Genomic DNA, 16,886 nt, shown 5'->3' on the forward strand with positions numbered 1-16,886 from the left:
AGTCAAACGCTTCGCATTACTGCTAACGCCCTTCCTTAACCTTCCAGCACCGGGCAGGTGTCAGACCCTATACAGCATCTTTCGATTTAGCAGAGTCCTGTGTTTTTGATAAACAGTCGCCTGGGCCTTTTTACTGCGGCCAGCATTGCTGCTGGCGTCTCTTCTCCCGAAGTTACGAGACTATTTTGCCTAGTTCCTTAACCATGATTCACTCTAGCACCTTAGGATTCTCTCCTCGACTACCTGTGTCGGTTTTGGTACGGGTTGCTTCACTTCGGCTTTTCTTGGAAGCACTTTCCTTACAACAACTTCGCCCGAAGGCTAGGTCTTGACTATTCCGTCAGTCTCCAGTAAGTACGGCACTCCGTCCCCTTTTTAGTGTGAGCAAGTATGGGAATATTAACCCATTGTCCATCCACTACCCCTTTCGGGTTCGCGTTAGGTCCCGACTAACCCTCAGCTGATTAGCATGGCTGAGGAAACCTTAGTCTTTCGGTGAGCGGGTTTCTCGCCCGCTTTATCGTTACTTATGCCTACATTTTCTTTTCTGTCCGCTCCACAATGGCTCACGCCACTGCTTCTGTGCAAACAGAATGCTCCCCTACCAGATATAACCCAATGGTTATAAATCCATAGCTTCGGTACTCTATTTATGCCCGATTATTATCCATGCCGGACCGCTCGACTAGTGAGCTGTTACGCACTCTTTAAATGAATGGCTGCTTCCAAGCCAACATCCTAGCTGTCAATGCAGTCCAACCGCGTTGCTTCAACTTAATAGAGATTTGGGGACCTTAGCTGTTGGTCTGGGTTCTTTCCCTCTCGGACACGGACCTTAGCACCCGCGCCCTCACTGCCGTGGAACATTTATTAGCATTCGGAGTTTGTCAGGAATTGGTAGGATTTGACTCCCCCGCATCCAATCAGTAGCTCTACCTCTAATAAACTTATACACGACGCTGCACCTAAATGCATTTCGGGGAGTACGAGCTATCTCCCAGTTTGATTGGCCTTTCACCCCTACCCACAGGTCATCCGAAGACTTTTCAACGTCAACCGGTTCGGTCCTCCACTTTGTGTTACCAAAGCTTCAACCTGCCCATGGGTAGATCACAAGGTTTCGCGTCTAATACTACTAACTAAGCGCCCTATTCAGACTCGCTTTCGCTCCGGCTCCGGACCTGAAGTCCTTAACCTCGCTAGTAACATTAACTCGTAGGCTCATTATGCAAAAGGCACGCCGTCACCCAACATGTGGGCTCCGACCGCTTGTAGGCGTACGGTTTCAGGTTCTATTTCACCCTTCTATTCGAAGTGCTTTTCACCTTTCCTTCACAGTACTTGTTCACTATCGGTCTTTCAGGAGTATTTAGCCTTGGAGGATGGTCCCCCATATTCAGACAGGATTTCACGTGTCCCGCCCTACTCATTTATCATCCAAATATACCTTTCAAATACGGGGCTATCACCCTCTATGGCTGTTCTTTCCAGAACATTCTTTTAAATATATAAAGACTTTTGGGCTAATCCGCGTTCGCTCGCCACTACTTACGGAATCTCTTCGATTTCTTTTCCTCCGGGTACTTAGATGTTTCAGTTCTCCGGGTTTGCTCTCCAATAAATTGGAGTGACATGTCTTCAACATGCCGGGTTGCCCCATTCGGACATCTGCGGATCAATTCGTGTGTGCCGATCCCCGCAGCTTTTCGCAGCTTACCGCGTCCTTCTTCGCCTCTGAAAGCCTAGGCATCCGCCATACGCCCTTAACGATTTCTTTCCTATTTTATTAATTACTCAAGCACTCGCAAGTGCTCGGTTTTCTCTTTGTGATATTTTTACCGTTAATGTCAATGATCTTTAAATTCTTTCTGCTCGTCTGATAAATGAATATTTGTTTTGGCTCTATCCATCTTACTTTTAAATCAAACTCACAAAACTGTGGAGAATAAGGGAGTCGAACCCTTGACCTCCTGCGTGCAAGGCAGGCGCTCTAGCCAGCTGAGCTAATTCCCCCTCTAGGTGCTGTAGGCTATAGGCTACAAGCTCTAGGCAAAATGCCTACTGCTTAAAGCTTATTGCTTACCGCTTTAATTAGTAGTCTCGGGCAGGCTCGAACTGCCGACCTCTACATTATCAGTGTAGCGCTCTAACCAGCTGAGCTACGAGACTTCATTAATTTTAGTTGTCGGTTGTCGGTTTTTAGTTGTTAGTTTGAAAACTAACCTCTAATATCTAACCTCTAACTTCTTTTACTAAAATCTCTCCTCCCTGATACTAATTTCTAGTGGGTTTTGTATTTTTTTAATATAAATCAACCGAGTAAAAAACTAAAACGTTCTTTAAGTAAGTACAATTTGTACATTTAAGTACTTTGTATTTTGTTTAACGTCTAAAGACGCTCTAAAATGAGATGTTCCAGCCGCACCTTCCGGTACGGCTACCTTGTTACGACTTAGCCCTAGTTACCTGTTTTACCCTAGGCAGCTCCTGTTACGGTCACCGACTTCAGGTACCCCAGACTTCCATGGCTTGACGGGCGGTGTGTACAAGGCCCGGGAACGTATTCACCGCGCCATGGCTGATGCGCGATTACTAGCGATTCCAGCTTCATAGAGTCGAGTTGCAGACTCCAATCCGAACTGAGACCGGCTTTCGAGATTTGCATCACATCGCTGTGTAGCTGCCCTCTGTACCGGCCATTGTATTACGTGTGTGGCCCAAGGCGTAAGGGCCGTGATGATTTGACGTCATCCCCACCTTCCTCTCTACTTGCGTAGGCAGTCTCACTAGAGTCCTCAACTTAATGCTAGCAACTAGTGACAGGGGTTGCGCTCGTTGCAGGACTTAACCTAACACCTCACGGCACGAGCTGACGACAACCATGCAGCACCTTGAAAATTGTCCGAAGAAAAGTCTATTTCTAAACCTGTCAATTCCCATTTAAGCCTTGGTAAGGTTCCTCGCGTATCATCGAATTAAACCACATAATCCACCGCTTGTGCGGGCCCCCGTCAATTCCTTTGAGTTTCATTCTTGCGAACGTACTCCCCAGGTGGCTAACTTATCACTTTCGCTTAGTCTCTGAACCCTAAAGCCCAAAAACGAGTTAGCATCGTTTACGGCGTGGACTACCAGGGTATCTAATCCTGTTCGCTCCCCACGCTTTCGTCCATCAGCGTCAGTTAAGACATGGTAACCTGCCTTCGCAATTGGTGTTCTAAGTAATATCTATGCATTTCACCGCTACACTACTTATTCCAGCTACCTCTACCTTACTCAAGGCTCGCAGTATCAATGGCAGTTTCATAGTTAAGCTATGAGATTTCACCACTGACTTACGAGCCCGCCTACGGACCCTTTAAACCCAATAAATCCGGATAACGCTTGCACCCTCCGTATTACCGCGGCTGCTGGCACGGAGTTAGCCGGTGCTTATTCATACTGTACCTTCAGCTACTTACACGTAAGTAGGTTTATCCCAGTATAAAAGAAGTTTACAACCCATAGGGCCGTCGTCCTTCACGCGGGATGGCTGGATCAGGCGCTAACCCATTGTCCAATATTCCTCACTGCTGCCTCCCGTAGGAGTCTGGTCCGTGTCTCAGTACCAGTGTGGGGGATCACCCTCTCAGGCCCCCTAAAGATCACTGACTTGGTGAGCCGTTACCTCACCAACTATCTAATCTTGCGCGTGCCCATCTCTATCCACCGGAGTTTTCAATATTTAATGATGCCATCAAATATGTTATGGGGTATTAATCTTCCTTTCGAAAGGCTATCCCCCAGATAAAGGCAGGTTGCACACGTGTTCCGCACCCGTACGCCGCTCTCAAGATCCCGAAAGATCTCTACCGCTCGGCTTGCATGTGTTAGGCCTCCCGCTAGCGTTCATCCTGAGCCAGGATCAAACTCTCCATTGTATGTTTGTCTGACTCACTCAAAGTTATTAACGTTCTAGTCTTTTCCTTACTTGGTTGTTATATCTATTTTTCAATGATCTTCTTGTATCTTCCGCTTTTTACTATACCTAATTTTCTGTCGTTTTCAGTATAGATTTGCGTGTGCAAAAGTAATTATTTATTTCTAATTGACCAAAATATTTTTGACTTAATTTAAAGTTTTTTAACTAACCCTAAATCTCCTCTTTCATATCCCAATCTTCTACTCCTCTGCTCCCGTTTTACCGGACTGCAAAGATACAAATCTTTTTAAAACTCACAACTTTTATTTACTAAAAATCTAAAGTTTATTTTTTGTTTTGTCCGTAGTCTTTATACTCTATTACCTCCTTCTGCGCTACCAATTAACTCGCGTTTTTCAGTGCCGCAAAAGTAGCACCTTTTTACCCATCATTCCAAATACATTTAACATAATGTTCATATAAAACTCGTATTGTGGAGAAGTTCTCAATCTAATTTATTGATATAGTTTCATTTATAGATTAAGCCGTAGTTATCCACAGTATTCGATTATCTTTTTGAAAGGGCTGGGAAGGGGCGTTTATCAAAGTTGAAAGCGGTGTGAAGGAGATTTTATGAAGTATTATCGTATACTATATATAAGGTATACTCTAATAAACCGAAAACCCAGAAGGTTGGGAGTCGTTGTGATTATAGTTGTTTTGGATGTGGATAAGAGATAAATAATGTGCTGTCCTTTTGCCTTGAAGCAAACGGACCAAAAATTCAAGACTGGAAGCTGCAAGCTAAAAATGAATCCTGTTCTCTAAAAATTCTAAAACTTGCGCGAATTCAAGATTGGTTATTCGATTCAGGATTGGTCTCGCGCTTCAAACAGTAGAATTTTTTTAACGTTCTCAGAATTCATTTTCTTAACGCTGCAACTTCCTAGGTCGCTTTGCAGTCATGGAAAGGACTAGCGATCGATTGATATTGTATCTAGGTAATTTCTATTACGAGAAACAGAAATAAGAACGCCCTCATCCCCAAGCGGCATCCTTTTTGGAGGCGGCCGAAGCGAAGCGCAGGCCGTAACCAAAAAGATAGAGCGCAAAGACGGAGAAAGCTCCTGAAAAGTTTTGAGTTGGAGAGTTAAGGGGTTAGAGAGGATGGAGAGTTGGAGGGTTTATATTTGAGATTGCTTCGGCGCTTCGCTTCTCGCAATGATACCCTAAACACTCTCACTCTCAAACCCTCAAACTAAAGCATCACACCATTCTTCTGCGCCCATTTCGGAAACTCTTTATTAATCAATTTATCCGGAGTATCACCAAACCAACTGTACCCGTTTCTTCTTTCTTCAGAAACATCATTATAGTTGTATTTTACGCTTCCGTCACGGTCTCCGAAAAGAGGTTTGTTAGTATTAATATCATAAAATCTTGCCCAAATGACAGAGTTTTTATCTTCGGCTAAAGTTCTGACTGCTTTTCCATTTTGTTTGGTAATGTTGTAGCTGTAGCCTTCAATTTTATTGTCTTTAAACCATTTTATCGCTGATTTAATAGATTTTTGAATCTCAGGCGTTGCCGTTTGCATCATTAAAAATTTTACAATATTTACCGATTCTCCCGTTGCCAAAGAAATAGGCTCAAAAGCTCGGGCTTTATCGGGTTGCATCGTGATTTCATTATATTGATCTCCCCAAATTGACGGAGTATCTTTCTGTACAACCTGAGTTTTTAAGATACAGTCAATTCCTTTTTGAACGGCAGTTTTAGATTTTTCCTTTAATTTAGAATCAACAACATCAAAATCATTTTTTCCTTCTGCAACATTATACAAAACCGTCAAAGCATTGATCATCGCGTTGTCATTGTACGTAATCTGCTTTCTGTACATTCCTGAATTCGGGTAATATTGAGGAAAACCTCCATTTTTATACTGCATCGAAAGAAGATAATTAATTCCTTTTTCTGCAGACTTTAAATATTCTGGATTGTTTGTTGTTTTATAAGACTTAATTAACGCATTAATTTCTCGGGAAGTCGCGTTGTTATCAATCGTCGCATGATCGTCTCCTGTAGCTTTTATTTTACTTAAAAGTTTTTTATCAATGGGTAAATTATAATCCACCACAGATTTGTCATCAAGCTGTTTTCCCCAACCGCCGTTTGGAAGCTGATACACCAACATTTTTTCAGCCAACGTATCTTTTATTTGGGCTGAAAATGTAGCAGTAATAAAAGAAGCTGCTATTACCGAAATTTTAAATTTTATCATTGTATTTTATTATTTAATCTTTATTAGTAATGGATTGGCGATAATCTGAGATTGTTTTTGCAATAAAACTTCCCAATCTTTTTGTGTTTGAATTTGTCCGCTTTTTTGCCATGCAAAGCCTGCATAATACACCAATTTATTTTTAGGTTTTGTGACAACCAATAAATTACTCTGATCTGGAGTTTTAGATTTAAAAGCAACGGATTTTTCAACAATTTTGGGATCTACAACAATACCTTCTCCTACAAATGCATCATCAATTTTCTCCCAATGAAGGTAATATCCGCTTTTATCGTTCAGTTTTGCTTCACCTTCATTTTTATGCAAAGTAATTCCGATCGTGTAATTTAGAACTTGTTTTTCTGATTCAAAATTAGATTCGAACTTTGAAAAATTAGAACCTAAATCTAAAGAAATACGTTTTGTTTCTTTCACCCCAAATTCACTCCACGGGTTGTAAGTTAATTCAAAAACAGTTCTCAAAGGTCCTTCTGCAATGGTTTTTGAAGTCACAAAATTTTGAGAAACCTGAAGACTGTCATTTTTCCACACTCCAATTCCTCCCGTTCCGCGGCTGTTTCCTACTTGATAAGGATCGTAGCCCTCACCTCTTGTATCTTTGTGGTAATACATTGGATCAGTCAAATATCCTTTGTACCATTTATTGATGATGGGTTGATCCGTTCTTTTCAGCCAAATATCAACTCCGCTGGAAAGTGTGCTTCCTTTAATTCCCTGTAAAGCTTCCTGCTGACCTTTTGAACCATACATTCTGAAAGCAATTTTATCATTTTCCCAGGTATAATCGTCTGCACGCTCCGGAACCAGTCTTGAATAGGTTGTCAATTTACTTTCCGGAACCTGAACTTTAGAATCTGCTACAATTGTGTAAGAATTCGTTTTTTTCGCTTCAATATTAGCTTGAAATAATAATTCATCATTTTCCCCATCTCCGTCATAATCGATCCATTGGATGGGAAAGTATTTATTGTTGCTGTCTTTTATTCTAAAATCAGTTTCTTTATTTTTAGTTAAAAAAGATTTAAGATCCGAAACAGGAATCGCAACCACTTCATTTCTAGAAAATTCCAATACATTTTTAATCTGAATCGAGTTTTGAGCATGCAAAGAATTCACAACAATGCAATCGATTGCGCATATCAAACAAAAAAAAGAAATTTTATTAATAAACATATTGAGTTGTTTCACCAAAATTAAAAAATATTTTCAGTTCTGCACAAAAAAACTCATCAATGAATTGAATTTTTGAAATTTAATTTAAAATAAATAATTAGACATAAAGTTTTTATAAAAGTTTTTCTCTCAACGCTTATTCTCATCAATTTTAAGTTTTTTACATTTATAATGACATCAATTCAAGAAAACATATCTATAAGTGATATTTTTTACAACAAAAGAGATATTTCGTACAATCTTTTGAGTTGAATAACGGATATGTTTGCAATGATTTAAAAATATAAATTATGAGTACACTAAAAAAATTATGTTATTTGTTCACGGCTTTCACCCTGACTGCCACTACAGTATCTTGTTCAAATGATGATGATCAGGTTATTGTTGAAGAACAGCTGACTCCCTCGCAAGTTTTATCTTCTACTCCATGGGAAACTACAGGTGCTAAAGATAATAACGGACAATCTGTTGCATTAACGGATCCCGCAGTAGCCGGTTTTGTTGGTTTTTCTTACTTTAATGGAGATGGAAAATTTGCAATTTATGGACTTAATAATGTATTACGCTCCATGGGCACCTGGTCTGTAGATTCACAAGGAAAAACAAGAACGATTACAGCGCTTCGTCCTGACGGAACAACCATCTTTACCCGTAATGTAGATATTCTTGAGCTAAACAAAAATGTTTTCACGTATAGAATTCACACAAATGCAACTGATCCTTCTGTGTATTATGACATTATCCACACAAAGACAGGTCATGGAGAACCAAGTAATGGTCAGAGAATTTTAGCTTCTACAGCCTGGGAAACTACGGGAGCAAAAGATAAAGACGGAAACGCTATGAGCTTAACAGATGCCAATGTTGCTGGATATGTAGGATATGCTTACTTCAGAGCGGGTGGAACTTATGCTATTTATGGATTGAATGATGTTCTGAGAAATCAGGGAGACTGGTCTATTTCTGCAGACGGAAAAACAAGAACTATTGTGGCAAAAGATCCAACCAGCGGAGCTGTAATTTTTACGCGTGATGTAGAAATTCTTGAATTAAACAACGACAAATTTACCTACAGAATTACTCCGAATACGAGTGATCCAACTGTATTTTATGATATTATCCATACGAAAGTAAATCATTTGGAACCTTAATGAATGGTTGAGTTAGTTTTTTAATAATGAAGGGGAAACCTGCTCTTTGGAGCAGGTTTTTTTATGGAAGAATGAGATTTAAACAAAAAAAAGCTCCTACAAAACGTAAAAGCTTAAACACAACACTAAAGTATATGGGGAAATTCATACCTTATATTTTTTGTGATTAAAATACATTCCCCCTCTTTTTAATAATTTTTTTTTCATCTAAAAAGTAGTACTAACTGTTTTGGGAACAATTTGAGGGGGAAAATATTTATTTAATCATCATCTATGTCAATTTTATTTCAACAAAGCTTTTTTAATTCTATCAATCAATCATTTATGTTTTGTTGAATTTTCTACTGCAAATGTACAGCGGAAATATCAAAATAATATTACTACACATCTACTTCATGATTTTAATCAATTACTAATCAACATATTAAAAACAACTTGGTAGTATAAATGTAGTGTGTAATTTGTAAGTCACATATAAAAAAACACCTACTTTTTGCAGGTATTTTACTTTTTATTATTGCTTTTCAGGTAGATAAATCAATAAAGTAATTGCTTTTTACTGTTATTTCGCCATCCCGCCTGACTATCATATTTTACAAAAAAGATTTTCAGATCAGCTTGGCTTTCATAATCAACAAAGAATATTTTCTTTTTGGCTTGACTTCCGTATTCTGTAAAAAACCATTTTCCATCGTTGCTTCCGGCTTGGCTGTCATACTGTACTTTATATACTTTAAGATCGGCCTGACTTTCATATTCAACCGCAAAAACTTTTATATCAGCCTGACTAGAATATTCGGTTGAAAAAACTTTCTGAGCTTTTAATTGAATCCCAAAAACGATAAGAAAAAAAATAAATAGGTGTTTCATCTTGTATTTTTTTTAATCAACTTAAAAATAATCATTTTTAAATCTAATTCAATAATAAAAAAGCAAGAGCCGGTAAAAAAACCAGCCCTTGCCACACTAACATTCATATTAACATATTACATCCTTTATCTAAAATTCAAATTCTCCGATTAAAACGCCATCACGATTTCCTGTATCTGCTTCGCTCTTATTTTGGAAAACTACAATTTTTCTCTCCTGTTTTCCGGAAGCATAATTAATGAAAACTTCGGCCATAATTGCTGTTGCTCCCGCAACACTTACTTGATTTTCATTAAAAAAATTAGTTTCAATTTTATATTTCCCTTTGATGGCTTTTTTTAGTAAAAACTGTTCTGGTCCAAAACCTCCCGTAAAATCATCGCTTAATCTTCCTCCAATTTCCGTTGATTTGTGAGAATACATGCAACGCTCGTTGTTGGGATCTGTTACCCAAAGATCGATGTCTATATTGTCTTTGTTCCAGTTGATCACCACTCGGATGTTCACAGGTAAATCTGCAATGATTTTTGGATTGATATTTTTAAGATCTAGCTCATTTCTATGATTGCTGATCAATTCATTGATCTCCATGATAATGGTTTCTTCGATTCCGTTATCACGATTGGCCATTTCACGAGTGTAAGACTGATTTAAAATTTTATATAAATTATCTAAAGCTCCCTGATAATCTTTGTTATCTTCCAAAGCCAATGCGTAATCTCTGTAACTTTGAGGGTCGAAAGGTCGCCATTCCAACACTTTTTTACTAATCCAAAGCTCCTTATCGTAAACCTCAGCTTGCTTTAATTTATAGGCCAATAATTTATACAATTCCTCATTTTCGATATCCAGATCAGCAATAGAACTTAATACTTTTAATCCTGTTTTTTTATCATCAATTTTGAAAAACAACTGAGCTACATCAAAATAATATTGTGGAGTTTCAGCGTAGTCTTTTCTGTTATTAAGATAAATTTGATAGATTTCTTCTGATTTTTTAGCCGACTCAAAAAACTTCATGTACGCAGCATCAGATTTTACATCTATCGTTGTAATTTTTCCTTTTTGAATGATTGTTTCAGCGATCTCTTTACTCTTCGAATCTCCTTGCACAGAACTAGCTCCTCTTATAGATATTCCCTGAGCTCTACCCTCAAGAGCCTGCACTACATTGGCTTGTACTGAAGGCGTTGCCACCGGAGATGAAACAACAATACTAGATGCACTCGCGACAGATTTTTTTTCAGTTCTGGCAGAATAACCTACCACTACAACTTCTTGTATATCCATAACTCTCGCAGTATCTTTTGATCTTTTGGGTGTCGGATAATATTTTGGCTTCTTTTCAAAATCTGTATCCCACCATTTTTTCAGATTTTCGGTCATTATTTCGGCTTTTGCCATTAAATCATTGACACGAACATCTTTTTGAGCCTGATTATTTTTTACAATCTGATTGTATTCTTCTCGCAGTTCAGATGGCGGATTTATTTCATATCGAACATAATCCTGTACATTTTCCAATACCATCAAGCTCATGTTGTTACTCACCAAACCAAATTGTCGACTTATATTCTTAATCTCATTTTTGTTTTGTTTCTCAAAAATTTCCAATTCATTTAGTTTTTTCTGAGCCCAGAATTGTGAAATCTCCCAATCTTTTACGGATTGTTTATTCACATCTAAAGAAATCGCTTTTGCCTCTGTTACTTCATTTCCGTAGCCAAATAAAACTTTTATGGTTGTTTGATTTCCTTTCAGAATACCTGTCAACACAAAATCCTGAGAAATTGTTTGTGACAACGAAGGATAGACTTCTGTCAACGAAGAATTATTTTCAATTCCTATGAATTTCAAAGACTGATACAACAGTTTACGGACTTCTTTTTTAGGATCATTTTCACTTAAGTTTAAAAATTCACCTCCTGTTTTATTACTGATAAATTTCAATTGATTGAAATTCGCATTATTGGATGAAGAAATTGTGTAAACCGGATTTTTTAAAGTCAATTTCAGATCTCCAAAAGAAGACAGACCATCTGTAAAAAATAAAACCTCATCTTCTTTTACTGATTTTAATTGTCCGAAATCAGTTCCTCCATCGTACGTAACTTGAGATAAATATGATTTTAATTCGTTCCAGTTTCCTTCGTTTATTTTAAAACTTTTCCCTTCATCAAACGTATTATTAAGGAAATAAATTTTCACAGAAAGGTTTTTATTAACCTTAAAATATTCTTCCAATAAAGACCATTCTTTGGCATGATCTCTTTTTAATCCGCTTAAAGAATTATCCCAAATGATTGCTAGTTTATTAGGTAATTTCTTTGCTTTTTCTTTTGGATCCACTCCTAAATTAGCAAGAAAATACGAGGAGTTATCTGAAGCTTTTTGTATCAATACATTTTGATTTCCATCAGTTTGAGGAAAATTAATTTTTAAATTTTGAGTTGGTTTATAATTCAGTTTATGGGTTTCGGCAACCCAAACATTTCCATTTTTAACAAAATTGAAGCTTCCATCGGGCTTTTCTTCCAACTGAGGAGAAACGGCATTCTGAAAAACGCTTGTCTTTATACTAAATTCAGGAATTTGAGTAGAATAATTAAGCGGTAAAAAATATTGGTAATTGCTACCCTGCTTTTTCAGTTCATAATTATATGAAATCTGAACCGTTCTTTCTCCGCCATTTGCATTAATAGGATAAATTCTTGTACGGAAATTATTTCCTTCCACTTTTTCTAAAATTCCCGGATCAACATTTCTTTTTTGAATGGTTTCAAAAACTTCCTTTGCTTTTTCTTTTTCTACGGGAACGGCATTTCGCAGCTTTCCATTAATATCCAAAGCATATCCGCTTACATTTACTCCTTCCGGAAGTGGAAAAGTCAATCGACCTTCCATCAATCGATTAGAATTATTTCTAAAAACCATTGTTATCACGTTCGTAGAAATCCCTCCCGTAATTTTGGTTTCAATATTCAGTTTCTGAAGAATAACCTTATTATTCTCAAATCCTCCTTTTTTATCAGGTGTTTCAATTATTGGTATTTGCGCCCAATATAAAATCGGGAAAAACAGCAAAAGTGTCAGGCATATATTCTTCATCTTATCATAATGTTTAAGGTTAACAAATGTCTCTATTTATAAAGATGCTGAATGAATCAAAAAGGTTGGAAATAATTTTATTAAAATTTAAAAACCATTAATAATCAATACTATAAAAATAAAAAAACACCTACATTTTTGTAAGTGTTTGTATTTATTTTGAAACTTCTTTATTAAAAAATAATTATTAACGTTTATGTAAAATATCGTTGATTAATTCAATATTTCATTCATTTGAGTTAGAATAATTGGTTTTCCGTCGGTCACAACGATTGTATGCTCGTGCTGTGCCATATACCCGCCTTTATTGCCAACCATTGTCCAGCCGTCATTTAATTCAACCGCAAGATTTGAAGATGTTGAAGTAAATGTTTCAATTGCCACCACAGAATTTTTCTTGAAACGTCTGTTATCGAAACGGTTTCTGTAATTTAGTAATTCATCCGGTTCTTCGTGTAAGCTTCTTCCAATACCGTGTCCGCCAAGGTTTTTAATAACTTTAAAACCTCTTTTTTTAGCTTCAGTTTCCATTAAAAATCCGATATCGGCAATTTTCACACCACCTTTTATATTATTGATCGCTTTTTCTAAAATATCTTTAGAAGCATCGACTAATTTTTGATGTTGATTGATGTCTTTTCCAATGATAAAAGAACCTCCGTTATCAGCCCAAAATCCATTAAGCTCTGCTGAAACATCAATGTTGATCAAATCGCCATCCTTCAAAATTCGTTGATCTGTCGGAATACCGTGGCAGAATTCATTATCTACACTGATGCACGTCCATCCTGGAAATCCATAGGTAAGATAAGGAGCAGATTTTGCACCGAAATCGGAAAGTATTTTAGCTCCGTACTCATCAAGATCCTTTGTCGTCATGCCAGGTTGAGCATAATTAATCATTTCTTTTAAAGTGTATGCAACAGCTTCACTCGCCTTTTGCATTCCTATTAATTCATGTTCATTTGTTATTGACATTGTTTTGGTTTTGATGGTTTAAGTTTCTAAATAAGTTGAAAACTACAAAGTTAAGAATTTTGATTTTTTATTATAAAACCGCATAATTATTTGCAAATTCTACATCAACTCATTTTTTTATTCTTTCACAATTTTATGAGTTACAATTTCTCCAGATTTTGTGATTGCTGTAATAAAATAAACACCTTTTACAAGATTTTTTACATTTACAGATTTTTTACTACCGGAAATTTGGTTTACCACTTTTCCTGAAAGGTCTGTTATTTTGATATTATAAACTTCTTCTGAAAAATTCAAAATTTCACTTACAGGATTCGGATAAAGAGCAATTTTCTTTTTACTGACATCCGTAACTGACAATATTGTTCCCGTTCCATTCAGACGAGCGATCTGGTTCTGAACTAGTCCCTTATAGCTTGAAAAATAGCCAGCCACCAAAATTTTCCCGTCAGATTGTAATGAAATTGATGCAACAGGATTATTAAATGCTGTTCCAATGTTAAAGGATGTGTCAATACTCCCACTGGTATCAAGACGTATGATCCTGTTTTGACTGATTCCATTGTAAGTGGTAAAGCCACCCCCCAACAGAATTTTCCCATCAGACTGTAAAGCGATTGTTTCAACAAAAAAATTATCAATGCCTGTTCCGATGGCAAAAGATGTATCCACACTTCCGGTTGTGTTCAGACGTACGATGCGGTTTTGTGTTATTCCCTTATAGGTTGTAAAGTAACCTCCCATAAGAATTTTCCCATCAGTTTGTACTGCAATCGACCGAACGACACTACCGCTAAGACTGCCACCAAATCCTGTCCCGACGTTAAACGAAGTGTCAAGAGTTCCATTGGTATTCAGACGTGCAAGATACCTTCGGCTGGTACTATAAATACTTGTAAAACCACCACCTGCCAGGATTTTTCCGTCAGATTGCAAAGCAATGATGTTAACATCATGATCAAATCTTAAGCCGTTCACAGGATAAAAGGAAGCATCAGCACTTCCATCTGCATTCAGGCGTGCAATATTTTGCTGATTGGTGCCGTTATATTTTGCAAATCGACCTCCTGCCAAAATTTTCCCATCAGATTGTATTGCAATGGTCTCAATAAATGACATACCACCAGGTGTGCTAAATCCATCTCCCATAACAAAGGACGTATCAATGCTTCCGTCTATATTCAGACGCACAATACGGTTTTGGGCGATATCATTATAGGATGTAAAATTACCTCCCACCACTATTTTGCCGTCAGACTGTAATGCAATTGTATAAACAGTGTCATTAAATCCTGTTCCGATAATAAAAGAAGTATCTACACTTCCATCAGTATTCAAACGGATAATACGGTTTCGGTCGACACCATTATAATTGGAAAACGAACCTCCCACTAGAATTTTCCCATCTGTCTGTATGATAGTAGTTACAGGCGAACTATTAAATCCTGTCCCGATGACAAAGGAAGTGTCGAGAGTTCCATCTGTTTGTGCTTCTACTTTTCCACCAAATAAAAGCAAGGCAAAAATGATAGTAAGAAATAAAACTTTTTTCATAATAATCAAATATCAGTTAAATAATTAAATAAGAAATTGAAATTCCCTAAATATGAGACAAATATAAAAAACTTTATGGTCAAAGTTCAGATTCTATTTTATTCAGTCAAGTTTTCAGAATTTTCTTTTTAGATTAGGTTCAATATAAAGATTGGAAGTCTTTCGATATGGTGACTTTTATCGTAAGTAAGAACCCTGTTATTAACTTTGCACAAGTGTTTCCGTTTGTTTAATCGGTTTGTACATTGTATCAGAAATTTATATTCAATATTTTGAATCGTTTCTAATCAATTAATTTAATTTTTAAAATATTGGATAGCGGTAAATTTCCCTTATTCACTTACCTAAAAAAATAACCCCTTGAAAATCAATATTTTCAAGGGGTTTATTGTGGTCCCACCTGGGCTCGAACCAGGGACCACCTGATTATGAGAAAGAGTAATTTTCACTTCCTATATTTTCATTTATTAACAAATCGACTGAAAATAAGATATTTATAAGATTTATACATTCTTTTAATTTCCTATTTTTTCTTATTTTATATAAAATTGTTGTACCTATGTTGTACCCTGCTAAATTTAACCTCTATGGCAACCATTAAAATAATTCAAAGAACCAAAGTCCTTTCAAATGGACTATTCCCTATCTTCTTAAGAATAACTAAAGATAGAAAATCTAAGTTTATTTCACTGAATTTATCATGTGAAACTTCTCAATGGAACGAAACAAAGTCTGAATTCAGAAAGAGTTATCCTAATTTTAAACAGCTCAATCATTCTTTAATCGAGATTAAAAACAGAGCAGAAAAAATAGTTACCGATACCGTTTCTCAGGGAGAAGACATTACTTTAGAAGAGTTTGAAGAACTGTTCTTTAATTTCAAGAATGATAAAAAAATATCTGTAAATGACTTCTGGAATAACCATATAGATGACCTAAATAAAACAGGAAGAACTGGAAATGCTAGATTTTTTAAGGATTCTAAACAAAGCTTTATGAAATTCTTAAATGACAAGACCATCTATTTTAAAGACATCACACCATTACTGCTCGATAAATATGAGATATTTTTAAGAGAAAGAGGAAATATGGACAGTAGTATTGCTGTAAAAATGAGGTCTATCAGAGCCTTATATAATGATGCTATAAAAAAAGAATATGCTAAAAAAGAAAATTATCCTTTTGATAAATACAAATTGTCTAAACTAAAGGGGGCAACCAATAAAAGAGCATTGAGCATTGAAAATGTGCATAAAATAAAGGAACTGGATACCACAAAGTACCCTACTCTAATTAACACTAAAAATTATTTTTTGTTCAGTTACTATACTGGTGGAATGAACTTTCATGATATGATGAAGCTAACCTGGGATAATATTACAGAAGACAGGATAACTTATATTCGTAGTAAAACAAAAGGTAAATTTAATATTAAAATTTTGGATCCAGTACAAGAAATTTTGGACTATTATAAATCTCAGAATAGAAAAACGCCTTATGTCTTTCCAATCATACTTAAAGAGGATTCTACACCATTACAACTAGAATACAGGAAGGAAAAGACATTGAAAAAATACAACAAAGATTTAAGAGAAATAGCCAGAATTTGTAAAATCGATGATAAAATCACTTCTTATGTTGCTCGACACAGTTTCGCTACTAATCTAAAACAAAAAGGAGTTTCCACCGATATTATTTCAGAAGCAATGGGACATCAAAATTTGGCTATTACACAGGCGTATTTAAAAGAACTGGAAAATGATGTAATTGACGATGCTATGAGTAAACTCTTATAAGCGTATGTTAAAAAGTGCCAAAGTGCCTTTTATTTAAAAAAATAATTTAACTA

Annotated in this window: 8 protein-coding genes, 2 tRNA genes and 2 rRNA genes (1 of these 12 cut by a window edge); 2 read left to right on the plus strand and 10 right to left on the minus strand. The window is 36.4% G+C overall.

All coding sequences use genetic code 11. The features are described 5' to 3' along the window. From A0O34_RS05095 to A0O34_RS05120, 6 genes are all read right to left on the minus strand, one after another. A 23S ribosomal RNA gene (locus tag A0O34_RS05095) occupies positions 1–1,777 on the minus strand; it reaches 987 nt to the left of the window's first position. Between the two features lie 162 nt (positions 1,778–1,939). Continuing rightward, a tRNA-Ala gene (locus tag A0O34_RS05100) sits at positions 1,940–2,013 on the minus strand. Positions 2,014–2,095: 82 nt separating this feature from the next. Continuing rightward, a tRNA-Ile gene (locus A0O34_RS05105) sits at positions 2,096–2,169 on the minus strand. A 234-nt stretch (positions 2,170–2,403) separates the two neighbouring features. After that, positions 2,404–3,920 (minus strand): 16S ribosomal RNA (locus A0O34_RS05110). Together the 16S and 23S rRNA genes with 2 tRNA genes alongside form the textbook arrangement of a ribosomal RNA operon. A gap of 1,239 nt (positions 3,921–5,159) precedes the next feature. Continuing rightward, entirely contained in the window at positions 5,160–6,182 is a 1,023-nt protein-coding gene (pelA, locus tag A0O34_RS05115; RefSeq protein WP_066752066.1) for a pectate lyase, read from the minus strand. A 9-nt stretch (positions 6,183–6,191) separates the two neighbouring features. Continuing rightward, on the minus strand, positions 6,192–7,319 hold the full coding sequence (locus A0O34_RS05120) for a DUF4861 family protein (RefSeq protein WP_228394354.1): 1,128 nt from the start codon (positions 7,317–7,319) through the stop codon (positions 6,192–6,194). A 347-nt stretch (positions 7,320–7,666) separates the two neighbouring features. Between A0O34_RS05120 and A0O34_RS22570 the strand changes: the two genes are divergently transcribed. Further along, positions 7,667–8,527: a DUF4822 domain-containing protein gene (locus tag A0O34_RS22570; RefSeq protein WP_066752069.1), complete on the plus strand. Its 861-nt coding sequence runs from the start codon at positions 7,667–7,669 to the stop codon at positions 8,525–8,527. Positions 8,528–9,064: 537 nt separating this feature from the next. Here the strand turns inward: A0O34_RS22570 and A0O34_RS05130 are convergent. From A0O34_RS05130 to A0O34_RS05145, 4 genes are all read right to left on the minus strand, one after another. Further along, entirely contained in the window at positions 9,065–9,397 is a 333-nt protein-coding gene (locus A0O34_RS05130; protein WP_066752071.1) for a 7(1) septoil knot domain-containing protein, read from the minus strand. A 129-nt stretch (positions 9,398–9,526) separates the two neighbouring features. After that, positions 9,527–12,505, minus strand: a complete 2,979-nt coding sequence (locus A0O34_RS05135; RefSeq protein WP_066752074.1) for a VIT domain-containing protein — start codon at positions 12,503–12,505, stop codon at positions 9,527–9,529. Positions 12,506–12,718: 213 nt separating this feature from the next. After that, entirely contained in the window at positions 12,719–13,483 is a 765-nt protein-coding gene (gene map / locus A0O34_RS05140; protein ID WP_066752077.1) for a type I methionyl aminopeptidase, read from the minus strand. Positions 13,484–13,600: 117 nt separating this feature from the next. Beyond that, positions 13,601–15,037, minus strand: coding sequence for a T9SS type A sorting domain-containing protein (locus tag A0O34_RS05145; RefSeq protein WP_066752080.1), 1,437 nt, complete (start codon positions 15,035–15,037; stop codon positions 13,601–13,603). Between the two features lie 587 nt (positions 15,038–15,624). Here A0O34_RS05145 and A0O34_RS05150 point away from each other — a divergent pair. Continuing rightward, on the plus strand, positions 15,625–16,833 hold the full coding sequence (locus A0O34_RS05150) for a site-specific integrase (protein ID WP_066752085.1): 1,209 nt from the start codon (positions 15,625–15,627) through the stop codon (positions 16,831–16,833). Positions 16,834–16,886 lie beyond the last annotated feature (53 nt).

The sequence above is a fragment of the Chryseobacterium glaciei genome (assembly GCF_001648155.1).
Lineage (GTDB): Bacteria > Bacteroidota > Bacteroidia > Flavobacteriales > Weeksellaceae > Chryseobacterium > Chryseobacterium glaciei.

Bases quoted from the DNA above. Each gene is read 5' to 3' on its own strand.
- A0O34_RS05135 (WP_066752074.1), bottom strand. From the start codon at position 12,505: ATGAAGAATATATGCCTGACACTTTTGCTGTTTTTCCCGATTTTATAT.
- map (WP_066752077.1), bottom strand. From the start codon at position 13,483: ATGTCAATAACAAATGAACATGAATTAATAGGAATGCAAAAGGCGAGT.
- A0O34_RS05130 (WP_066752071.1), bottom strand. From the start codon at position 9,397: ATGAAACACCTATTTATTTTTTTTCTTATCGTTTTTGGGATTCAATTA.
- A0O34_RS05150 (WP_066752085.1), top strand. From the start codon at position 15,625: ATGGCAACCATTAAAATAATTCAAAGAACCAAAGTCCTTTCAAATGGA.
- pelA (WP_066752066.1), bottom strand. From the start codon at position 6,182: ATGATAAAATTTAAAATTTCGGTAATAGCAGCTTCTTTTATTACTGCT.
- A0O34_RS05145 (WP_066752080.1), bottom strand. From the start codon at position 15,037: ATGAAAAAAGTTTTATTTCTTACTATCATTTTTGCCTTGCTTTTATTT.
- A0O34_RS22570 (WP_066752069.1), top strand. From the start codon at position 7,667: ATGAGTACACTAAAAAAATTATGTTATTTGTTCACGGCTTTCACCCTG.